Annotated in this window: 14 protein-coding genes; 9 read left to right on the forward strand and 5 right to left on the reverse strand. The window is 74.3% G+C overall.

The window, feature by feature from the left end; translation table 11 throughout:
* Positions 1–3: 3 nt before the first annotated feature.
* Positions 4–3,495 carry an ATP-dependent helicase gene (locus tag PV342_RS28305; RefSeq protein ID WP_500319111.1) on the reverse strand — a complete coding sequence of 1,164 codons (3,492 nt, stop codon included), beginning with the start codon at positions 3,493–3,495 and terminating at the stop codon, positions 4–6.
* A gap of 119 nt (positions 3,496–3,614) precedes the next feature.
* On the opposite strand from PV342_RS28305, the gene PV342_RS28310 reads away from it, so the two are divergent.
* Together PV342_RS28310 and PV342_RS28315 are read left to right on the forward strand one after the other, a co-directional pair.
* A complete protein-coding gene (locus PV342_RS28310; protein ID WP_018561520.1) occupies positions 3,615–3,893 on the forward strand; it encodes a type II toxin-antitoxin system Phd/YefM family antitoxin in 279 nt (92 codons plus the stop codon).
* Positions 3,890–4,297, forward strand: a complete 408-nt coding sequence (locus tag PV342_RS28315; RefSeq protein ID WP_386994068.1) for a type II toxin-antitoxin system VapC family toxin — start codon at positions 3,890–3,892, stop codon at positions 4,295–4,297. Before PV342_RS28310 ends, PV342_RS28315 begins: the two co-directional genes overlap by 4 nt.
* Positions 4,298–4,307: 10 nt before the next feature.
* Here the strand turns inward: PV342_RS28315 and PV342_RS28320 are convergent, their stop codons facing one another.
* On the reverse strand, positions 4,308–7,490 hold the full coding sequence (locus tag PV342_RS28320; RefSeq protein ID WP_500319113.1) for an ATP-dependent helicase: 3,183 nt from the start codon (positions 7,488–7,490) through the stop codon (positions 4,308–4,310).
* A 339-nt stretch (positions 7,491–7,829) separates the two neighbouring features.
* Entirely contained in the window at positions 7,830–8,228 is a 399-nt protein-coding gene (locus PV342_RS28325) for an MGMT family protein (protein WP_018561517.1), read from the reverse strand.
* A 173-nt stretch (positions 8,229–8,401) separates the two neighbouring features.
* Between PV342_RS28325 and PV342_RS28330 the strand changes: the two genes are divergently transcribed.
* Both PV342_RS28330 and PV342_RS28335 read left to right on the forward strand, forming a co-directional pair.
* A complete protein-coding gene (locus PV342_RS28330; protein WP_500319115.1) occupies positions 8,402–11,308 on the forward strand; it encodes a lysylphosphatidylglycerol synthase transmembrane domain-containing protein in 2,907 nt (968 codons plus the stop codon).
* A gap of 52 nt (positions 11,309–11,360) precedes the next feature.
* Entirely contained in the window at positions 11,361–12,026 is a 666-nt protein-coding gene (locus tag PV342_RS28335) for an NIPSNAP family protein (RefSeq protein WP_500319117.1), read from the forward strand.
* On the opposite strand, the gene PV342_RS28340 is transcribed toward PV342_RS28335, so the two are convergent.
* Positions 11,999–13,051, reverse strand: a complete 1,053-nt coding sequence (locus PV342_RS28340) for an ATP-dependent DNA ligase (protein WP_386994076.1) — start codon at positions 13,049–13,051, stop codon at positions 11,999–12,001. The genes PV342_RS28335 and PV342_RS28340 overlap by 28 nt on opposite strands.
* Before the next feature lie 91 nt (positions 13,052–13,142).
* Here PV342_RS28340 and ligD point away from each other — a divergent pair, with 91 nt between their 5' ends.
* The 5 genes from ligD (at position 13,143) to PV342_RS28365 (ending at position 18,818) form a co-directional block, all read left to right on the forward strand.
* Positions 13,143–14,174, forward strand: a complete 1,032-nt coding sequence (ligD, locus tag PV342_RS28345) for a non-homologous end-joining DNA ligase (protein ID WP_400798588.1) — start codon at positions 13,143–13,145, stop codon at positions 14,172–14,174.
* Between the two features lie 53 nt (positions 14,175–14,227).
* The gene (locus PV342_RS28350; RefSeq protein ID WP_400798591.1) at positions 14,228–15,319 is read left to right on the forward strand and encodes an Rv3169 family protein; all 1,092 of its coding nucleotides are present in this window, start codon (positions 14,228–14,230) and stop codon (positions 15,317–15,319) included.
* Positions 15,316–16,383 carry a phosphotransferase family protein gene (locus PV342_RS28355; protein WP_386994080.1) on the forward strand — a complete coding sequence of 356 codons (1,068 nt, stop codon included), beginning with the start codon at positions 15,316–15,318 and terminating at the stop codon, positions 16,381–16,383. Before PV342_RS28350 ends, PV342_RS28355 begins: the two co-directional genes overlap by 4 nt.
* Positions 16,384–16,650: 267 nt before the next feature.
* A complete protein-coding gene (locus tag PV342_RS28360) occupies positions 16,651–17,520 on the forward strand; it encodes a glycerophosphodiester phosphodiesterase (RefSeq protein WP_018561511.1) in 870 nt (289 codons plus the stop codon).
* 110 nt (positions 17,521–17,630) lie between these two features.
* A complete protein-coding gene (locus PV342_RS28365) occupies positions 17,631–18,818 on the forward strand; it encodes an acyltransferase family protein (protein WP_500319120.1) in 1,188 nt (395 codons plus the stop codon).
* 77 nt (positions 18,819–18,895) lie between these two features.
* Here the strand turns inward: PV342_RS28365 and moeZ are convergent, their stop codons facing one another.
* Positions 18,896–20,074: an adenylyltransferase/sulfurtransferase MoeZ gene (gene moeZ / locus PV342_RS28370; protein WP_089224087.1), complete on the reverse strand. Its 1,179-nt coding sequence runs from the start codon at positions 20,072–20,074 to the stop codon at positions 18,896–18,898.
* Positions 20,075–20,174: the final 100 nt, after the last annotated feature.

The raw sequence follows: 20,174 nt of genomic DNA on the forward strand, positions 1-20,174 counted from the left end.
AGCCTAGCGGGCCGCGCCGGGACCCCCGGCGTCGGCACCGGGCGCGGCACCCGGCCCGGACTCCCGTCCCGGTGCCGGCCCGCCCAGCAGCAGGCGTTCCAGCGCGGCCCGGTCGGGCAGCGGTCCCGGCCGGGTCAGCTCCCCTGTCCGCACGTGCAGGAAGGCCGCCGTGACCTGCGACAACGGAACTCCGCGCTGCTCGGCCCAGGCGAGCCGGTAGACGGCCAGCTGCAGCGGGTCGGCGGTGCCGGCCCGCCCGGTCTTCCAGTCGACGATCTCGTAGCCGTCGCCCTCCCGGTACACCGCGTCGATCCGGCCGCGGATCACCCTCCCTGCGAGGCCGAGCTGGAACGGCGCCTCGACGCGGTAGGGGGTGCGCTCGGCGTACGGGGTCCGCAGGAAGGCCTCCTTGAGCGCGGCGAGGTCGCGTTCGTCGGCGATCTCGTCGTCGCCCTCGATGCCGGGCAGCTCCTCGGGCGCGATCAGCGGCAGCTCCTCGAAGCGGGACTCCACCCAGGCGTGGAAGCGGGTGCCGCGCCGGGCCGCGGGCCGCGGCGGACGGGGCATGGGGCGGGCCAGCTCGCGGGCGAAGCCGTCGGGGTCGGCGGCCAGCCGCAGCAGCGCGGAGGCACTGAGCGTCGTGGGCAGCAGGACGTCGCGGACCGCCGCCCGGGAGCGGAGCAGCTCCTCGGTGAGGGCGTCGAGGTCCCGGTCCCAGGACGCGACGGCGCGGGCCTCCTCGGGGAGCAGGCCCCGCTCTCCGCCGTGCCCGGGCGCGGGTACGGCGGCGGCGGGAACGGGCCCGGACGGGGGGCCGGGCTGATCGGGGATGGCGGGCCGGCCGTCCGACAGGTCCTCCCAGCCGCCGGCGTCGTCCTCTCCGCGGGGGCCTTCGTACGGGCCTTCGTACGGGTCCTCGTACGGGTCCTCGTACGGGTCGCCGTACACGTCGTACGGCGGCTCCTCCTCGTCCTCGGGGGGCGGCGGCCACTCGGGGTCGGACGGCGCGGCCACCGGGTGCACGGCCGGGGCGTGCAGGTGGGCCAGCACGTTGCGCGCGGCCTCGCGGCGACGGGCCATGGCGGCCTGGTCCAGGGGCAGCGGCCACGGTGTCTCGCCGGTACGGGCCAGCGCCGGGTTGCCGGCGTCGGGCGCGGGCTCCTCGGCCCAGTGCTCGACCTCGCCGTGGCCGGCCTCGCAGTGCGCGCGCAGCGCATCGAGGAAGGCGGACGGGCCGAAGGGCCGCTTCTGGTTGGGGCCCCACCAGTGGCCGGAGCCGAGCAGCAGGGAGCGCGGCCGGGTGAAGGTGACGTAGCCGAGCCGCAGCTCCTCGACCCGGTTGTGCTCGGCCATGGCCGCCTTGAAGCCGGCCAGGCCCGCCCGGGACCACTCCTCGACGTCGGGGAGGGTGGCGGCGTCACCGCGCAGCGCGTGCGGCAGCACCTTGGCGTTGAAGTGCCACAGCTCGCGGCCCCGCTCGCTCGGGAAGCCCTTGCGCACCAGGCCCGGGACGGCTACGACGTCCCACTCCAGGCCCTTGGACTTGTGCGCCGTGAGCACCTTCACCGTGTTCTCGCCGCCGGGCAGTGAGCTGTCCAGGCCCTTCTCGTACTGCGCGGCGGTGCGCAGGAAGCCGAGGAAGGCCAGCAGCGTGGCCTCGCCGTCCAGGGAGGCGAAGCCGGCCGCGATGTCCAGGAAGGCGTGCAGGGTCTCCCGGCGGCGGGCGGCCAGCGCGTGCGGGGACGCGGAGAGCTCGACCTCCAGGCCGGTGACGGCGAGCACCCGGTGCAGAACGTCCATGAGCGGGTCGGCGAGGGAGCGGCGCAGCTCGCGTATCTCGGTGGCCAGGCGCGCGAAGCGCACCCGCGCCTCGGCCGAGAAGGGCAGCCGGTCCTCGGGCTCGCCGTCGACGAAGGTCTCCAGGGCGTCGGCGAGCGAGATCACCTCGGCCGGGTCGACGCCCTCCACCGCGGCGGCCAGCCGGTCCGCTGTGTCCCCGCGGCCCGGCACCAGCAGCCGCGCACGCCGCCCGAGCAGGGCCAGGTCGCGCGGCCCGATCCGCCAGCGCGGCCCGGTGAGCAGCCGGACGAGGGCGGCGTTGGCCGTCGGGTCCTGCAGCACCTCGCAGACGGCGACGAGGTCGGCGACCTCCGGCAGGTGCAGCAGCCCGGACAGGCCGACCACCTCCACCGGCACGTCGCGGGCGACGAGGGCCGCGTGGATGTCGGCGAAGTGAGCCGCGGCCCGGCACAGCACGGCGATCTCGCCGGGCGCGGTGCCCGTGCGGACCAGGTGCGCGATGGAGTCGGCGATCCAGGCGATCTCCTCCGCCTGGGTGGGCAGCAGCGCGCAGCGCACCACGCCGTCCCGTTCGGCGCCGGGCGCGGGCCGTAGGGCCTCGACGCCCTCGTGGCGCTCGCGCAGTTCCACGGCGAGGTCGTTGGCGAGGTCGAGCAGCCGGCCGCCGCTGCGCCGGTTCTCCGACAGGGACTGGCGGCGGGCGGGGGTCCCGTCGGCGTGCGCGAAGTGGAGCGGGAAGTCGTCGAGGTTGGCCACCGAGGCGCCGCGCCAGCCGTAGATGGCCTGGCAGGGGTCGCCGACCGCGGTCACCGGATGGCCCGTGCCGTCGCCGAACAGGGCGGAGAGCAGCAGGCCCTGGGCGACGGAGGTGTCCTGGTACTCGTCGAGCAGCACCACGGCGTACTGCTCGCGCAGAATGCGGCCGACCTCGGGGCGGGTGCGGGCCAGGGTCGCCGACAGGGCGATCTGGTCGCCGAAGTCGAGCAGGTCGCGCTGCTTCTTCTCGGCGCGGTACGCGGCGGCGAGCCCCGTCAGGTCGACGCGGGCGCGGGCCGTCTCGGGGAGCCTGCGCAGATCCGCGTTGGTGAGGCGGACGCCGTCGAGGGCGGCGAGCCACTCCCGGTCGTGGGCGAGCAGCCGCTCGGGCGGCACCAGGTGCTCGGCCAGCTCGCCCTCCAGCGCCAACAGGTCGCTGACCAGGCTCGGGATGCCCTTGGTGAGCGCCGGGAAGGGGCCGGGCGCGGCCCGCAGGACGCGCGCGGCGAGCTGGTAGCGCGTCGCGTCGGCGAGCAGCCGCGCGGTCGGTTCCAGCCCGATGCGCAGTCCGTGCTCCTTGAGCAGCTGCCCGGCGAAGGCGTGGTAGGTGGAGATCTGCGGCTCACCCGGCGCGTGGTCGGGGTCCGCCGGGTCAAGATCGCCGACTCCGGCCCGGACGAGGGCCTTGCGCACGCGCTCCGACAGCTCCCCGGCGGCCTTGTTGGTGAACGTCAGGCCCAGCACCTGCTCGGGCGCGACCTGCCCGGTGCCGACCAGCCACACCACGCGGGCCGCCATGACCGTCGTCTTCCCGGAACCCGCGCCGGCCACGATCACCTGAGGGGCGAGCGGCGCGGTGATGCACGCCAGCTGCTCCGGGGTGAACGGGATGCCCAGCAGCTCCTTCAGCTGCTCGGGACCGGTGATGCGGGAGGACACGAAGGGGAGGTTATCGGGCGCCACCGACAGCGGCCGCCGCCGCCCCGGTACGCGGGCTGTCACCGGTTCGGGCGCATTCCGCCCTACCGACGTAGAACATCGCGTTCTACGCTGGAAGCATGGAGCGCATCCCGGTACGCGAGCTGAACCAGAACACCAGCGCCGTGCTCGCGCGCGTGCAGCACGGCGAAACATTGGAGGTGACCGTGAGCGGAACCCCGGTGGCCCGTCTCGTGCCCATCTCGGGCAGCCAGTCGGTACTGGACCGCATGGTCGCCGAGGGACGCGCCACCCCACCCGCGGCCTCAGGTCCGGTCCCGGCGCCGCCTGTGCTCGGCGATCCGGGGATCGACACGGCGGCCGCACTCGTCGCCATGCGCGAGGAGGAGCGCTGGTGATCTACCTGGATTCGGCGGCGATCGTGAAGATGGTCCGCCGGGAGCAGGGCACACGGGAGTTGATCGCCTGGCTGAACGACCGCCCTGACGAACCCCTGGTGTCGTCGTCGCTCGTCGAGGTGGAGGTGCCACGTGCCTTGCGCCGGTCGGCCCCGCAGGCACTCGCCGGCGTCCCCGGTGTGATCACCCGGCTCTACCGGTTCGAGATCGACGCGGCCGTCCGTGCCACGGCTTCCGCCTACAGTGATCCGCTGCTCCGCTCGCTCGACTCGATCCACCTCGCGACGGCGCAGCTCCTGGCCGGTCAGGCAGGCGCGGATCCGCTCGTCTTCGTCACGTACGACCAGCGCCTGCTGAAGGCCGCCCAGGACATCGGGCTGCGGGCCGAGGCCCCCGGCTGCTGAGACCCGCGCCTCACTCCACCACGTGCCGCCCCTCCGCGCGGGCGCTGCAGGAGGCGCGGAAGGCGCAGTTCTCGCAGTGCTGGCCGGTGGAGGGGGTGAAGCGCTCGTCGAGGACGCGGGCGGCCGCGCCGGCGAGCAAGGTGTCGGCCCAGTCGCCGCTCAGCGCCTCCTGGTGCTGGACGGTGGGCTGGGTGTCGCCGCCGTCGCGGCGGGCCGCGCCGATGCGGAGCTGGACGAGCTCGGCGCCGCCGGGGGCGGGCCGGGTGCCGTGGAAGAGCTCGTCGACGGCGCCCTCGCGGACGGCCAGCTGGTAGACCGCGAGCTGCGGATGGCCCTCGACCTCGGCGGCGGTGGGCTTGGCCTTGCCGGTCTTGAAGTCGACGACGTAGGCGTTGCCGTCCGCGTCGGTCTCGACGCGGTCCATGCTGCCGCGGATGCGGACGGCCACGCCCCCCGTCTCCAGGGTGACGTCGAAACCGTGCTCGGAGGCGACGGCCTGGCGGCCGCGTTCCATGACGTGCCAGCGCAGGAAGCGCTCCAGGGCGGCGCGGGCGTTCTCCTTCTCCTGCTGTGACTTCCAGGGCGCGTCGAAGGCCAGCGCGTTCCACACCGAGTCCAGCCGCTCCATGAGCACGTCCAGGTCGGCCGGGGTGCTGCCGGAGGCGACCTCGTCGGCCAGGACGTGCAGGACGTTGCCGAAGCCCTGGGCCGCCGTGGAGGGCGGCTCCGCCTTCACCTCACGGCCGAGGAACCACTGCAGGGCGCAGGTGTTGGCCAACTGGTCCAGCGCGCTGCCGGAGAGGGTGACCGGCTGGTCGCGGTCGCGCAGCGGCACCTCGGAGCGGGTCTGCTCGTACAGGCCCCACCAGCGTTCGGGATGGGCGGCGGGCACCAGGGGCTGGCCGGCGTCCTCCAGGGCCGCGAGCCGCGCCAGCCGGCGGGCTGCGGCCTCGCGCAGCGCCGGGGAGGCGGCCGGGTCGACGGTCGTGGCGCGCAGCTCGGCGACGAGGGCCGCGACGGACAGCGGGCGGCGCGCCCGGTGGGTGACGTCGGCGGGCTCGACACCGAGTTCGGTGAGGAAGCGGGAGGGCTGGTCACCGTCGTCGGCGGCGGCCTTCACGGCCGTCACGACGAGCCGCTCGCGGGCCCGGGTGGCCGCGACGTAGAAGAGCCGGCGCTCCTCGGCGAGCAGCGCGCCCGGGGTGAGCGGCTCGGCGAGGCCGTCGCGCCCGATGCGGTCGGCCTCCAGCAGCGAGCCGCGGCGCCGCAGGTCGGGCCAGAGCCCCTCCTGGACGCCCGCGACGACGACGAGCCCCCATTCCAGGCCCTTGGACCGGTGCGCGGTCATCAGCCGTACGGCGTCGGGGCGTACGGCGCGCCGGGTCAGCACGTCGGCGGCGATGTCCTGGGCGGACAGCTCCTCCAGGAAGTTCAGCGCGCCGCGGCCGCCGGTGCGCTCCTCGGCGCGGGCGGCGGCGTCGAAGAGCACGCACATCGCGTCCAGGTCCCGGTCGGCGTTGCGTCCGGCCGCGCCGCCGCGCGCCGCGGCCCGCTCCAGCCGGCCGGGCCAGGGGGTGCCGTCCCACAACCCCCACAGCGCCTCCTCGGCGGTGCCGCCGCCGGCCAGCAGCTCGCGTCCCTTGCGCAGCAGCCCGCCGAGCCGCTGGGCGCCCCGCGCGTACGAGGGGTCGTGCGCCACCAGCCGCTCGGGCTCCGCCAGCGCCTGCGCGATCAGCTCGTCCGACGGCCGCGGCACGGCGACTCCGGCGGCCCGCTCCTCCTCGCGCAGCGCACGGCCGAGGCGGCGCAGGTCGGCGGCGTCCATGCCGCCGAGCGGCGAGCCCAGCAGGGTGAGGGCGTCCTCGACGCGCAGGCCCGGCTCCGGGGCGTCGGGCAGGGCGGCGTGGGCGCAGACCCGCAGGGCGAGCAGCAGCGGGGCAACGGCGGGCTCGTCGCGCAGCGGGAGGTCGTCGCCGTCGATGTCGACGGGCACGCCGGCGGACGTCAGGGCCCGCCGCAGCACGGGCAGCGAGCGGGAGCCTGCGCGGACCAGGACGGCCATGTCGGACCAGGGGACGCCGTCCTCCAGGTGGGCGCGGCGCAGGATGTCGGCGATGCCGTCGAGTTCGGCGCCGGGCGTGGGGTAGGTGCGGACGGCGACCGAGCCCCCGTCGCGGACCGGCGCGAGCTCGCGGTGGGCGCGGACGGCGGCGGCCGGGAGCCGGGTCAGCGGCATCCGCCGGGTGAGGAGCCGGGTCGCGGCCAGCAGGCCGGCGCCGGAGCGCCGGGACGTGGTGAGGACGCGGACGGCGGCGGGGCGGCCGTCGGCCTGCCGGAAGGCGTCGGGGAAGCCGAGGATGCCGTTCACGTCGGCGCCGCGGAAGGCGTAGATGGACTGGTCGGGGTCGCCGAAGGCCACCAGGTGGCGGCCGCCGCCGGCGAGCGCCCGCAGCAGCCGCACCTGCGCCGGGTCGGTGTCCTGGTACTCGTCGATGTAGACGGCCTCGTAGGCGCCGGCGAGATGGCGGGCCACCTCGGGACGCCCGGCCAGCAGCACCGCGCGGTGCACCAGTTCCGCGTAGTCGACGACGCCCTGGAGGTCGAGGACGTCCAGGTACTCGGCGAGGAAGCCGGCCGCCGCCGACCAGTCGGGGCGGCCGGTGCGCCCGGCGAACGCCGCCAGGGCGCGCGGGCCGAGGCCCAGCTCGCGGGTGCGGGCCAGCACCGCCCGCACCTCGTCCGCGAAGCCGCGGGTGGTCAGCGCCGCGCGCAGCTCGTCCGGCCAGCGCACCCCGGTCCGCCCCCGCCGTTCCAGTTCGGCCTCGCCCGCCAGGAGCTCGCGCACCGCCAGGTCCTGCTCGGGGCCGGACATCAGCCGCAGCGGGTCGGCGAACAGCTCGGGGTCCTGGTGGGCGCGGACCAGGGCGTAGCAGAAGGAGTGGAAGGTGGTGGCCTGCGGTGCGGCCGCGCCGCCCATCCGGCCGGCCATGCGGTCCCGCAGTTCACCCGCGGCCTTGCGGCTGAAGGTGAGGACGAGGATCCGTTCCGGGTCGGTACCGCGCCGCACGCGCTCGGCGACGGCCTCGACCAGGGTGGTGGTCTTGCCGGTGCCCGGTCCGGCGAGGACGAGGAGCGGACCGCCGGAGTGCTCAACCACCGCGCGCTGTGCGGCGTCCAGTTCAGGGGGCGTCACCGGTTCCGGAGCGGTCCGTAGCAGCCGGTAGCCGCCGGAAGGCCCGACCGTCCCCCCGGAGCGCCGTGCGGCGGCGTCCGTCTGGTGTGCGGAGGAGGAGGTCACGTGGTTCGCCGGTTCCGTGTGCGTGCGGGTGCTTGTGCGGTGGCCTGTGCCGCCGGTGGCCGGGGGAGGCCGGGTGCCGACGGTACGCCACCGGTCACCGGGGCCGCCGCGCGTCCCGCCCTTCCCGTACGGATGCGGGAGCGGCCGGACGCGGGCCGCCGTACTCCGTCCGGACGGCCGATCGCATCAACCGGTCCCGGATGGCGGAAGCTGGATGGTGTGAGCGTCCGGTCGTCAGTCGTCTCCGCCGGGGCGGGGCACGGGGTCCGTGCCGTCCCAGCGGGCCCCGCGCATGTCGAGACGGGGTATGTGGCCCTTCGCCGCCCGCGGGGCCGGGCGCAGGGGGGTGCCCTCGGCGCGGTAGTGCTCCAGGGCGCGCAGCTCGTGGCCCGGCAGCAGCCCGCCGTCCGCGCGCACCACGCGCCACCACGGCACGGCCCCGCCGTACAGCGCCATGACGTGGCCCACCTGCCGGGGCCCGCCCTCCCCGAGCCACTCGGCGACGTCGCCGTACGTCATGACCCGTCCGGGCGGGATCCGCTCGGCGACGTCCAGCACGCGCTCCGCGTACGCGGGGAGCTCCGGGACGTCGTCCGGAACGTCGTCCGGGTCGTGCGCGGTGTCCTTGCTCATCCGTCACATGGTGCCCCACGGCACCGACAGTGGCGGGCACAGGGAGCGCGCGTGGGGGCGCCCGGAACGGCGAATTGCCCCCTCCTGCGCCCATGCTCGGGCTGCTCGTGCCACCATCATCCGGGCGGTGACTGGTGATACGAGATCAAAAAGAGACAGCCGGAGAGCACGACGTGAGCGGGAACGGAGCCGCTCACGCGGTCCCCGCTGCCTCCGAGGGCCCGCGGGACGCCGCTGCCGCGGCCCCGCACGAGGGCGCCGGGCAGGCCGTGTCCGCGTCCGGTGACGCCCCGCGCGAGGAGAGCCGCGGCGCGTCCGCGGCCCCGGCCGGGGAGCCGGCGGCGACGCCCGCGCGGCCCGGGGACGACACCGCTGACGGACCGGGCGCCACCGGAACCCCTGAGGGCGACCCCACCGGCCGCACCGGGGACCCGGGCACCACCGGCGAGCCCGACGCCTCCGACGGCACCGACGGCACCGACTCCGGGGAGCCCGTCACCGGCGCCTCCCCGCACACCGACCCGGTGGCGCGGGACGAACCGCTGCTCCCCGCGCGCGTGCACCGGCCCGTCGATCTTGTGCGCTTCCTCTTCGGGCTGCTCGGCATCGCGATCGTGCTGATGATCGCGGGCTTCGCGCACGCGACGACCTCCGGCGTGGAGCAGGACATCGCCGAGGGCGCGACGCACGCACCCGAGCCGCTGATCACGATCGCCGGGTTGCTGGCGACCGTGGCGGTGCTGATCGTGCCCGTGGCCTTCGCCGTGGAGCGGCTGATCAAGCGCGACGGGCTGCGCATCGCGGACGGCGTGCTGGCCGCGGTCCTGGCCCACGGGGTGTCGCTCGCGACCGACCTGTGGGTGTCGGACGCGGCGCCGGTGGCGATCCGGGACGCGCTGACCCGGGACGCGCCCGGCGGCGGGATCACCGACCCCGTCCACGGCTATCTGGCCCCGGTGATCGCCTACATGACCGCGGTCGGCATGGCCCGGCGCCCGCGCTGGCGGGTGGCGCTGTGGTTCGTGCTGGTCGTGGACTCCTTCGCGGTGCTGGTGGGCGGCTACACCACACCGTTCTCGATCATCGTCACCGTGCTCATCGGCTGGACCGTGGCCTACGGCACCCTCTACGGGGTCGGCTCGCCGAACGTCCGCCCGACCGGCCAGAACCTGCTCGCGGGCCTGCGCCGGGTGGGCTTCGCCCCGCTGACCGCGGTCCGCGCCGAGGACGAGTTCCCCGACGCGCCCGACTCCGACCGCGGCCGCCGCTACCTGGTGACCCTGGAGGACGGCCCGCTGCTCGACGTCACGGTGGTGGACCGCGAGCAGCAGGCGCACGGCTTCTTCTACCGGATGTGGCGCCGGCTCCAGCTGCGCGGGATCACCCAGCGGCGCAGCCTGCAGTCGCTGCGCCAGGCGCTGGAGCAGGAGGCGCTGCTCGCCTACGCGGCCATCGCCGCCGGTGCCAAGGCCCCGCGGCTGATCGCCACCTCCGAGCTGGGTCCGGACGCCGTAATGCTGGTCTACGAGCACATGGGCGGACGCTCGCTGGACGCGCTGCCGGACGAGGAGATCACCGACGAGGTCCTGCACGGCGCCTGGGAGCAGGTGCGGGCGCTGCAGTCGCGGCGGATCGCGCACCGCAGGCTGGTCGGCGAGGCCCTGAAGATGGATCGTTCCGGCGGCGTCTTCCTGACCGACCTGCGCGGCGGGGAGATCGCCGCGGGCGACATCGTGCTGCGCATGGACGTGGCGCAGCTGCTCACCACCCTGGCGCTGCGCGTCGGCCCGGAGCGGTCGGTGGCCTCGGCCGTCGCCGTACTGGGCCCGGACGCCGTCGCCGACTCCCTGCCGCTGCTGCAGCCGATCGCGCTGAGCCGCACCACCCGGGCCACGCTGAAGCAGCTGGCCAGGGAGCGGGCGCAGCGCGAGCGCGACGCCGTGCTGGCCGCGTCCCGGGCCCGGCGGGCGGACGGGGAGGCCGGGGAGACCGGCGCCAAGGACGCGGGCAAGGAGACCAAGGCCGAGCGGCGGGCCGAGAAGAAGGCGATAGAGGACGCGCTGGAGGGGGTCCGCGAGGAGGACCTGCTCACCCGGATCCGCCACCAGGTGCTGCTCATCCGTCCGCAGGCCCCGGTCGAGCCGGTGCGGCTGGAACGGGTGCGGCCGCGCACGCTGATCAGCATCATCGCGGGCGCCTTCGCCGCGTACTTCCTGCTCTCCCAGATCAGCAGCATCGACCCGGCGACGCTGCTGGGCGAGGCGAACTGGATCTGGGTGATCGTGGCCGTGCTGGCCTCCGCGCTCAGCTACGTCGCGGCGGCGATGGCGCTGTCCGGATTCGTGCCGGAGAAGCTGTCCTTCCTCCGCACCACGCTGGCGCAGATCGCCGGCTCCTTCGTGAAGCTGGTGGCCCCGGCCGCCATCGGCGGTGTCGCGCTCAACACGCGCTACCTGCAGAAGTCGGGCGTGCGCCCCGGCCTCGCGGTGGCGAGCGTGGGCGCCTCGCAGCTGGTCGGCCTCGGCTCGCACATCAGCCTGCTGCTGGTGTTCGGCTACATCACCGGCACCGAGAAGACGCCCTCGCTGTCGCCGTCCCGGACGGTGATGGCCGGGCTGCTGACGGCCGGCGTGCTCTTCCTGGTCGTCACCGCCGTCCCGCCGCTGCGGCGCTTCGTCTCCACCCGGGTGCGGGCGCTGTTCGCCGGGGTGGTGCCGCGCATGCTGGACGTGCTGCAGCAGCCGATGAAGCTCACCACGGGCATCGGCGGCACGCTGCTGCTGACCCTCGCCTTCGTGCTGTGCCTGGACGCGAGCATCCGCACCTTCCACGGCGAGGTGAACTTCGCGGCGATCGCGGTGGTCTTCCTGGCGGGCAACGCCCTGGGCTCCGCCGCCCCGACCCCGGGCGGCCTGGGCGCGGTCGAGGGCGCGCTGATCGCCGGTCTGACCACCATCGGCCACCTGGACTCGGCGACGGCCACCTCCGCGGTGCTGCTGTTCCGGGTGCTGACCTTCTGGCTGCCGGTGCTGCCCGGCTGGCTGGCGTTCACCACACTCACCAGGCGGCAGGCGTTGTGACGCGGGCCCACTGACAGCAGATGTCAGTGGGCCGCCCCTACGGTCCCCAGTCATGGAGACCACGCACATCGTCGAACTGCGGCAGTACACCCTGCGCCCCGGCGCGAGGGACACCCTGACCGAGCTGTTCGAGCGCGAGTTCGTCACCGGCCAGGAGGCCGCCGGGATCCGGGTCGGCGGCCGTTTCGCCGATCTGGACGACCCGGACCGCTTCGTGTGGATGCGCGGCTTCCCCGGCATGCCCGCGCGGCTCCGCGCGCTGCGGGCCTTCTACGGCGGCCCTGTGTGGCGGGCGCACCGGGACGCCGCCAACGCCACCATGACCGACTCGGACGACGTCCTGCTGCTGCGCGGCCCCGGCTACCGCGTGCCGCCGGACGCGGGTCAGATCGTCGTGACCGTCTGCCACCCCGCCGACCCCGCGGTCTTCGCCGAGGCCCTCGCGCGGCCCGGCGGGCTGCCGGCGGACGCCGCGGTGCACCGCAGCGAGCACGCGCCGAACGACTTCCCGGCGCTGCCGGTCCGTACCGGTGAGGACGTCGTCCTCTGGTTCACCGCCTTCGCCGACGCCGGGGAGCGGCCCGGGCGGCCCGAGCTGCCCGCCGCGGCGGCACGGCTCCCGCTGCTGCGGCCCCCGCGGCGGCTGCGGCTGGCGCCGGTACGCGTACCGGGGACCGGGGGCCCTGAGACTCAGCGCAGGATGTCGCCGAGGTCGTAGCCGACGGGTTCCTCCAGCTGCGCGTAGGTGCAGCCGGCCGGGTCGCGGTCGGGGCGCCAGCGGCGGAACTGGGCGGTGTGCCGGAAGCGGTCGGCCTGCATGTGGTCGTAGGCCACCTCCAGGACGCGCTCGGGCCGCAGCGGGATCCAGGAGAGGTCCTTCCCCGCGCTCCAGCGGCTCTGGGCCCCGGGCATGCGGCCGCCGGGATCCGCCTCGGCCCAGTCGGCCCAGGGGTGGCCCTCGGCGGACTCCATGCGCAGCGGCTCCAGTTCGGCGACGAGTTCCTCGCGGCGCCGCATGGGGAAGGAGGCGCAGACGCCGACGTGCTGGAGCCGGCCGGCGGCGTCGTGCAGGCCGAGCAGGAGGGAGCCGATGACAGGACCGGACTTGTGCCAGCGGAAGCCGGCGAGCACGCAGTCGGCGGTGCGCTCGTGCTTCACCTTGATCATCACGCGTTCGTCGGGGCGGTAGCCGACGTCGGTGGGCTTGGCGACGACGCCGTCCAGCCCGGCGCCCTCGTACTGGTCGAACCACCGCCGCGCGAGCTCGATGTCGGTGGTGGCGGGGGCGACGTGGACCGGCGCCCGTGCCGGGCCGAGCGCGTCGACGAGGGCCTGGCGGCGCCAGGTCTGCGGGTCTGCCATCAGGGAGCGGCCGCCGAGCGCCAGCAGGTCGAAGGCTACGAGGGAGGCGGGGGTGCGTTCGGCGAGCTGGCGCACCCGGGAGTCGGCGGGGTGGATGCGCTCCAGCAGCGCGTCGAAGTCCAGCCGGCCCTCGCGGGCGATGACGATCTCCCCGTCGACGACGACGCGCGGCGGGAGTTCGGCGCGGACCGCCTCGACGACCTCCGGGAAGTAGCGGGTCAGGGGCTTGCCGGTGCGGCTGCCGATCTCCACCTCGTCGCCGTCCCGGAAGACGATGGCGCGGAAGCCGTCCCATTTGCCCTCGTACAGCATGCCGGGCGGGATCGCGGCGGCGGACTTGGCGAGCATCGGCTTCACGGGCGGCATCACCGGGAGGTCCATGCCGCGATTGTCCGCCCGACAGGCGCCGCCCGCCCGTCGGGCCTACCGTGTCGGGGACGGGAGAGGCGGTGTCGGGAGAGGCGGTGACGGCATGGCGGAGGCGGTCGAGCTGACCGTCGGCGAGCGGACGGTCCGGATCTCGAACCCGGGGAAGGTGTACTTCCCCGAACCGGGCTTCACCAAGCTGGACGTGGCCCGCTACTACCTCGCGGTCGGCGACGGCGTCCTGCGGGCGCTGCGCGACCGGCCGACGACGATGGAGCGTTACCCGGACGGGGTCGAGGGCGAGTCGTTCTTCCAAAAGCGCGCGCCGAAGAACACCCCGGACTGGATCCCCACCGGCCGCATCCGCTTCCCCTCGGGCCGCCACGCCGACGAGATCTGCCCGACCGAGACGGCCGCGGTCGTCTGGGGCGCCAACCTCGGCTGCCTCACCTTCCACCCCTGGCCGGTCCGGCGCGGCGACCTCGACCACCCGGACGAGCTGCGCATCGACCTCGACCCCCAGCCCGGCACCGACTTCTCCGACGCGGTGCGCGTCGCCGTCGAACTGCGCGGGCTGCTGGAGGAACTGGGCCTGCGCGGCTGGCCCAAAACCTCGGGCGGGCGGGGCCTGCACGTCTTCGTCCCCATCGAGCCGCAGTGGACGTTCACCGACGTGCGGCGGGCCGCCATCGCCATCGCCCGCGAGATGGAGCGGCGGATGCCGGACCAGGTCACCAGCGCGTGGTGGAAGGAGGAGCGCGGCGAGAAGATCTTCGTCGACTACAACCAGACCGCGCGCGACCGCACCATCGCCTCCGCCTACTCCGTACGGCCCAGGCCGTTCGCCCCGGTCTCCGCGCCGCTGCGCTGGGAGGAGGTCCCGCAGGTGCACCCGCGGGACTTCGACCTGGTCACGATGCCCGCGCGGTACGCGGAGCTGGGCGACGTGCACGCCGGCATGGAGGAGCACGCCCACCGGCTGGACGCCGTCCTGGAGCTGGCCGAACGCGACGAACACGACCGCGGGCTGGGCGACATGCCGTATCCGCCGGACCACCCCAAGATGCCCGGGGAGCCGCCGCGGGTGCAGCCGAGCCGGGCCAGGCACAAGCCGGAACCCGCCGGGAGCGAGGACTGACGGCGCGGCACGACCTCTTCCCACCGCGACCGCGCTGACGCATCATCAGGCGCATGCCCGCGCCTCGACCCGTGCCCCTGGACGAGTACCCGGTCCATCAGATCGCCCGATCCATGCGCCATGTCGCGACCGGTGACCGCAACGCCTACGACCGCTCGATCTTCCACTTCTTCGACCACGACGGCCGCGCCCTGCTCGTCACGGGCCTCGGCGTCCACCCCGACCTAGGCGTCACCGACGCCTACGCGACCCTGACCCGCGGCACCGGCATGCTCGCCGTGCGCGCCTCCGACGCGCTCGGCGAGGACCGCATGCGGCAGCATGTCGGGCCGCTGCGCGTGGACGTCCTGGAACCGCTGCGCAGGCTCCGCCTGACCTGCGACGACGAGTTCCTCTCCTACGACCTGGAATGGGAGGCCGCCTTCCCGGCCGTCGAGGAGCCGCACCACGCCCAGTACCGGGGCGGCCGGCTCTTCCTGGAGGCCAGCCGCTTCGTCCAGGCCGGCACCTGCCACGGCGTGGTGCGCACCGGCGACGGCGAGGAGATCCGCGTGGAACGCGGCCGCTGGACGGCCACGCGGGAGCGCAGCTGGGGTGTGCGCCCGGTGCCCGGCGAGGCTCCGGGGCCAGCCGAGGAGGAGCACCGCCCGCGGGGTTTCCACTGGCTGTGGATACCGATCCGGTTCGACGACCGCTTCGTCATGGTGATCGCCCAGGAGGACGCCGACGGCTACCGCTCCCTGGACGAGGCCCTGCAGATCACCGAGCACGGCCCGGACCGGCAACTGGGCCGGGCCTCGGTCGACATCACCTACCGGGAGGGCACCCGGGTGCCGGTCTCGGCCGTCGTCCACCTCGACGGCGGGAAGATCGAGGCCGAGGTGATGGTCTCCAGCCCGCTCGCCGTCGGCGCCGGCTACCCGCCCGCCCGCGACTGGCGGCACGGCGAGTGGAAGGGCCGCGGATGGCTCGACCGCCGTGCGTATGACCTGACGGATCCGGCGGTCACCGCGCCCGCCGCGTTCGGAGTCACCGACCACGCCGCGCGTTTCGCCTGGGACGGCCGGGTCGGCTACGGCATCTTTGAGCACGGCAGCTTCGGCCGCCACACCCCCAGCGGCTTCACCGGTCAGGAGGCCATGTGACAACGGTGCGCACCACCACCCGCGATCCCCGACTGCTGCGCAGCCGCCTCGACGAGTGGCTGGCGGCGAAGCACCCCGGCGCCCACAGCCGCGGCGTGCACCTGCCCGCCGCCAACGGCCTGTCCGGCGAGACCGTCCTGTTCGACCTGGCCGTCCCCCACCCGGAGGGCACCGCGCGCCAGCGCATCCGCCCCTGCGTGCTGCGGCTGGCCGGCGACCCGGACGCCTACGCCGTCTTCCCGACGTACGACATGGCCGAGCAGTACCGCGTCATCCGCACGGTCGCCGCCCGCACCCGCGTCCCCGTGCCCGAACTGCTCTGGCTGGAACCCGACCCGGGGCCGCTCGGGGCGCCGTTCTTCGTCATGGAGCGCGTCCCCGGGCGCGTCCCGCCGGACGTCCTGCCCTACACCCACGGGGGCAACTGGCTCTTCGACGCCTCCGAGGAGGACCGGGCCCGGCTGGAGCGCTCGACGGTGCGGGTCCTCGCCGAACTCCACACCGTCCCCGGCGAGGGGACGCTGCGCGCCCACGTCGACGCCCAACGCGCCTACTACGAATGGGTCGTCGACGGACCGGCCCGCTCCCCCCTGATCGAGCGGGCCTTCGCCTGGCTGGAGAAGCACTGGCCGGCCGACCCCGGGCCGTCCGTGCTCAGCTGGGGCGACGCCCGGATCGGCAACATCGTCTACGACGCGGACTTCTCCCCGGTCGCCGTCCTCGACTGGGAGATGGCCTCCTCCGGCCCCCGCGAACTCGACCTCGCCTGGCTGGTGTACCTGCACCGCTTCTTCCAGGACCTCACCGTCACCGCCGGATTTCCCGGCATGCCGGACTTCCTCGACCGCGACCGCATCGCCGCGACCTACGCGGAACTCACCGGGCACACCCCGCGCGACCTGGACTTCCACCTCCTGTACGCCGCGCTGCGGCACGCGGTCGTGATGCTGCGGATCGGTCACCGCCAGGTCCACTTCGGCGAGCGCGAGATGCCGGCCGACCCCGACGCGCTGATCCTGCACCGGGACACGCTGGAGGCGATGCTGGAGGGCCGCCACCGCTGACCTCACGACCGGCCCGAACCTCACGATCCGTGACCAAGGGGTCGCTCGGGGCGCCCGCAGCGGCGCTCACGGCGGCCCCGCGGCCTGTTCCGGCGCCGCCCGGCGGGCCCGGGCGGGCCACGAACTGCGGCCGGACCTCATCCGTGCCACCCTGACGGGGGAACGGGATGTTGTTATTCACCCGTTTGTCATGTCGTGCACCGCCGTGTCCCGGTACGGGCTGCGACCCTCGGTCGGGAGGGGCTCGCGCCGTCGTGAGGAGTACGCATGCACCAACACCTCGCCCGCACCGTCACGGCCGCCGTCCTCCTCGGAGCCTCCGCGTTCGTCACCATGCCGGCCCAGGCCGCGCCCGCGGACCCCTCCTCCCCCACGGTCTTCGCCCACCGCGGCGCCTCCACCGAGGCCCCCGAGAACACCCTGGCGGCCGTGCGCCGGGCCCACGAGCAGCACATCAAGTGGATCGAGAACGACGTCCAGCGCACCAAGGACGGGGCCCTGGTCGTGATCCACGACACGACGCTGAGCCGTACGACCGACGTCGAGCAGGTGTTCCCCGACCGCTCCCCCTGGCGCGTCGCCGACTTCACCCTCGCCGAGATCCGCCGGCTCGACGCCGGCAGCTGGTTCGCCCCCCGCTTCCGCGGCGAGCGCGTCCCGACGCTGCAGGAGTACCTGACCCTCCTCGACCGCGACCAGCAGGGCCTGCTGCTGGAACTCAAGCAGCCCGAGCTCTACCCGGGCGTCGAGAAGCAGACCGTCGACGCCCTGGAGAAGGCCGGCTGGCTCGACCAGGCCCACCTCAACGGCCGGCTGGTCATCCAGAGCTTCAGCGCCGACGCCCTGCGCCGCACCCACGCACTGCGCCCGGCCGTCGTGACCGGGTTCCTGGGCAGCCCGCCGGTCTCCCGCCTGAAGGAGTACGCGGCCTTCGCCGACCAGATCAACCCGGACGAGAAGGACGTCACCTACGCGTACGTGCGGGCCGTCCACAGCGTCGACGGCCCCGACGGCAAGCCGCTGCGCGTGAACGCGTGGACGGTCGACGACCTCACCACCGCCGTCCGCATGGCGGCCCTCGGCGCCGACGGCATCATCACCAACCGCCCGGACGTCATCCGCAACGGCGTGCAGTGAGCGGGACGGGAGAGTGCGGGGCCCGTTGAACCGCCCGGCCCGCGGCGACGTACCAGTCACCGTGGGTGGCACTGGGTCGCCGACACCGCAGAAAGGGCCCGACGATCCCCGTGGATGCGAGCCGTCCCGCCGGCAACACCCGTGAAGGCCACGCCCGGCCCGAGGTGCCGGGCCTGGAGGGACTGCGCGGCCTGGCCGCCCTGTACGTCCTGCTGTTCCACTGCTGGCTCTACACGTTCCCCGGGTATCCGGACAGTTCGGCGCCCTGGTGGCTGGACGGGCTCATGTACGGCCGCCTGGCCGTCGTCTTCTTCCTGGTGCTGTCCGGGTTCTCCCTGGCCATCTCCCCGGCGCGCGACGGCTGGCGGCTGGGCGGGGCCGCCCGGTTCCTGCGCCGCCGGGCCTGGCGCATCCTTCCCCCGTACTGGGCGGCGCTCGCGATGAGCCTGGTCATCGCCTGGTTCGTGGTGCCGGCCTCGCACTTCGGGCCGCCGACCGGCGCGACGGCCCTGGTGTACGGCCTCGTCGCCCAGGACGTGTTCACCGCGCCGACGCCGAACGGCACGTTCTGGTCGATCGCCGTGGAGGCGGAGCTCTACCTGCTCTTCCCGCTGCTCCTGCTGGTGCGGCGGCGGTTGGGCGCCGTGGTGCTGGTCGCGGGCGTGACGCTCCCGGTCGTCGCGCGCGGCCTGATGGCGCCGGGCGCGTCCCCGGTGGAGGGGAACAACTGGCTCACCCCGCATCTGGCCCCGGTGTTCGTCGCCGGACTCGTGGGCGCGGGGATCGTCGCCGCCCCGGCCCGGGTCCGGCGCCTGCCGTGGCACTGGTTCGCCGTGGCGGCCGCCGCGCCGGTCGCGGCCTTCGCCGCCGCCAAGGGCCCGGTCTGGACGGTGGACCACTACTTCTGGGTGGACCTCGCCGTCGCGCCCGCCATGACGATGCTGATCGCCGCGGTCGCCACGGGGCGCCCGCCCCTTCTGCTGCGACTGCTGACCGCGCGTCCCGTCCGGGCGCTGGGCAACGTGTCGTACAGCCTCTATCTGATCCATCTGCCGGTCGTCATGGCCGTCGTCCGGCGGGTCGCCCCGCGGTTCGTCGCCCCCGGGCTTCCCACGTTCTGGTTCACGCTCCTGGTGGCCCTGCCCGTCTCGCTGCTGGGGGCGTGGCTGTTCGCCCGGGTCTTCGAGCTGCCCTTCAAACGGCACCGCTCCTGGAAGTCCCTTCCGGTGGCGCGCCGTTCCGGTGGCGGCGCCCCGGCACGGCGTGAACCGGCCGGGGCCACGACGGCAGGTCCGTGACGTACGGCCCACGGGAACGGCGAAGGCCCACGGCGTCCGAACCGGTCGGACGCCGTGGGCCTTCGCTCTCCCGTCGGTCAGTAGACCGGCTTGTCCGGCTCGATCGTGTTGACCCAGCCGATGACGCCGCCGCCGACGTGGACCGCGTCGGCGAAGCCCGCGGACTTCAGCACGGCGAGGACCTCGGCGGAGCGGACACCGGTCTTGCAGTGCAGGACGATCTTCTTGTCCTGCGGGAGGTCCTGCAGGGCGCTGCCCATGAGGAACTCGTTCTTGGGGATCAGACGGGCGCCCGGGATGGAGACGATCTCGTACTCGTTGGGCTCGCGGACATCGATGATGTCGATGTTCTCGCCGTCGTCGATCCACTCCTTGAGCTGCTTCGGAGTGATCGTCGACCCCATCGCCGCCTCCTGCGCCTCCTCGGAGACGACACCGCAGAAGGCCTCGTAGTCGATGAGCTCGGTGACGGTCGGGTTCTCGCCGCAGACCGCGCAGTCCGGATCCTTGCGGACCTTGACCTGGCGGTACTGCATCTCCAGGGCGTCGTAGATCATCAGCCGGCCGACCAGCGGCTCGCCGGTGCCGGTGAGGACCTTGATCGCCTCGGTGACCTGGATGGAGCCGATGGACGCGCACAGCACGCCCAGGACGCCGCCCTCGGCGCAGGAGGGGACCATGCCCGGCGGCGGGGGCTCGGGGTAGAGGCAGCGGTAGCAGGGACCGTGCTCGGACCAGAAGACGGACGCCTGGCCGTCGAAGCGGTAGATGGAGCCCCAGACGTACGGCTTGTTCAGCAGCACGCACGCGTCGTTGACCAGGTAGCGGGTCGCGAAGTTGTCCGTGCCGTCGACGATCAGGTCGTACTGGCTGAAGATGTCCATCACGTTGTCGGCCTCGAGCCGCTCCTCGTGAAGGACCACGTTGACGTAGGGGTTGATGCCCTTGACGCTGTCGCGGGCGGACTCCGCCTTGGAGCGGCCGATGTCCGCCTGGCTGTGGATGATCTGGCGCTGCAGGTTGGACTCGTCGACCTCGTCGAACTCCACGATGCCGAGCGTGCCCACACCGGCGGCGGCCAGGTACATCAGGGCGGGCGATCCGAGACCGCCGGCGCCCACACAGAGCACCTTCGCGTTCTTCAGCCGCTTCTGCCCGTCCATCCCCACATCGGGGATGATCAGGTGGCGGGAGTACCTGCGGACCTCGTCGACGGTGAGCTCGGCGGCCGGCTCGACCAGGGGTGGCAGCGACACGGGGACTCCGTTTGTCGATCGATCACTACGGATGTTCTTCCCGTAACACTGCCACGCCCTTCTTCATTCCGAGACTGCCGTTCCGAAGGCCGAGACGGAT

The sequence above is a fragment of the Streptomyces sp. PA03-3a genome, from assembly GCF_033792735.1.
Taxonomy (GTDB): Bacteria; Actinomycetota; Actinomycetes; order Streptomycetales; family Streptomycetaceae; genus Actinacidiphila.

Bases quoted from the DNA above. Each gene is read 5' to 3' on its own strand.
- ligD (WP_400798588.1), top strand. From the start codon at position 13,143: ATGGCGGAGGCGGTCGAGCTGACCGTCGGCGAGCGGACGGTCCGGATC.
- PV342_RS28340 (WP_386994076.1), bottom strand. From the start codon at position 13,051: ATGGACCTCCCGGTGATGCCGCCCGTGAAGCCGATGCTCGCCAAGTCC.
- PV342_RS28360 (WP_018561511.1), top strand. From the start codon at position 16,651: ATGCACCAACACCTCGCCCGCACCGTCACGGCCGCCGTCCTCCTCGGA.
- PV342_RS28335 (WP_500319117.1), top strand. From the start codon at position 11,361: ATGGAGACCACGCACATCGTCGAACTGCGGCAGTACACCCTGCGCCCC.
- PV342_RS28350 (WP_400798591.1), top strand. From the start codon at position 14,228: ATGCCCGCGCCTCGACCCGTGCCCCTGGACGAGTACCCGGTCCATCAG.
- PV342_RS28325 (WP_018561517.1), bottom strand. From the start codon at position 8,228: ATGAGCAAGGACACCGCGCACGACCCGGACGACGTTCCGGACGACGTC.
- PV342_RS28310 (WP_018561520.1), top strand. From the start codon at position 3,615: ATGGAGCGCATCCCGGTACGCGAGCTGAACCAGAACACCAGCGCCGTG.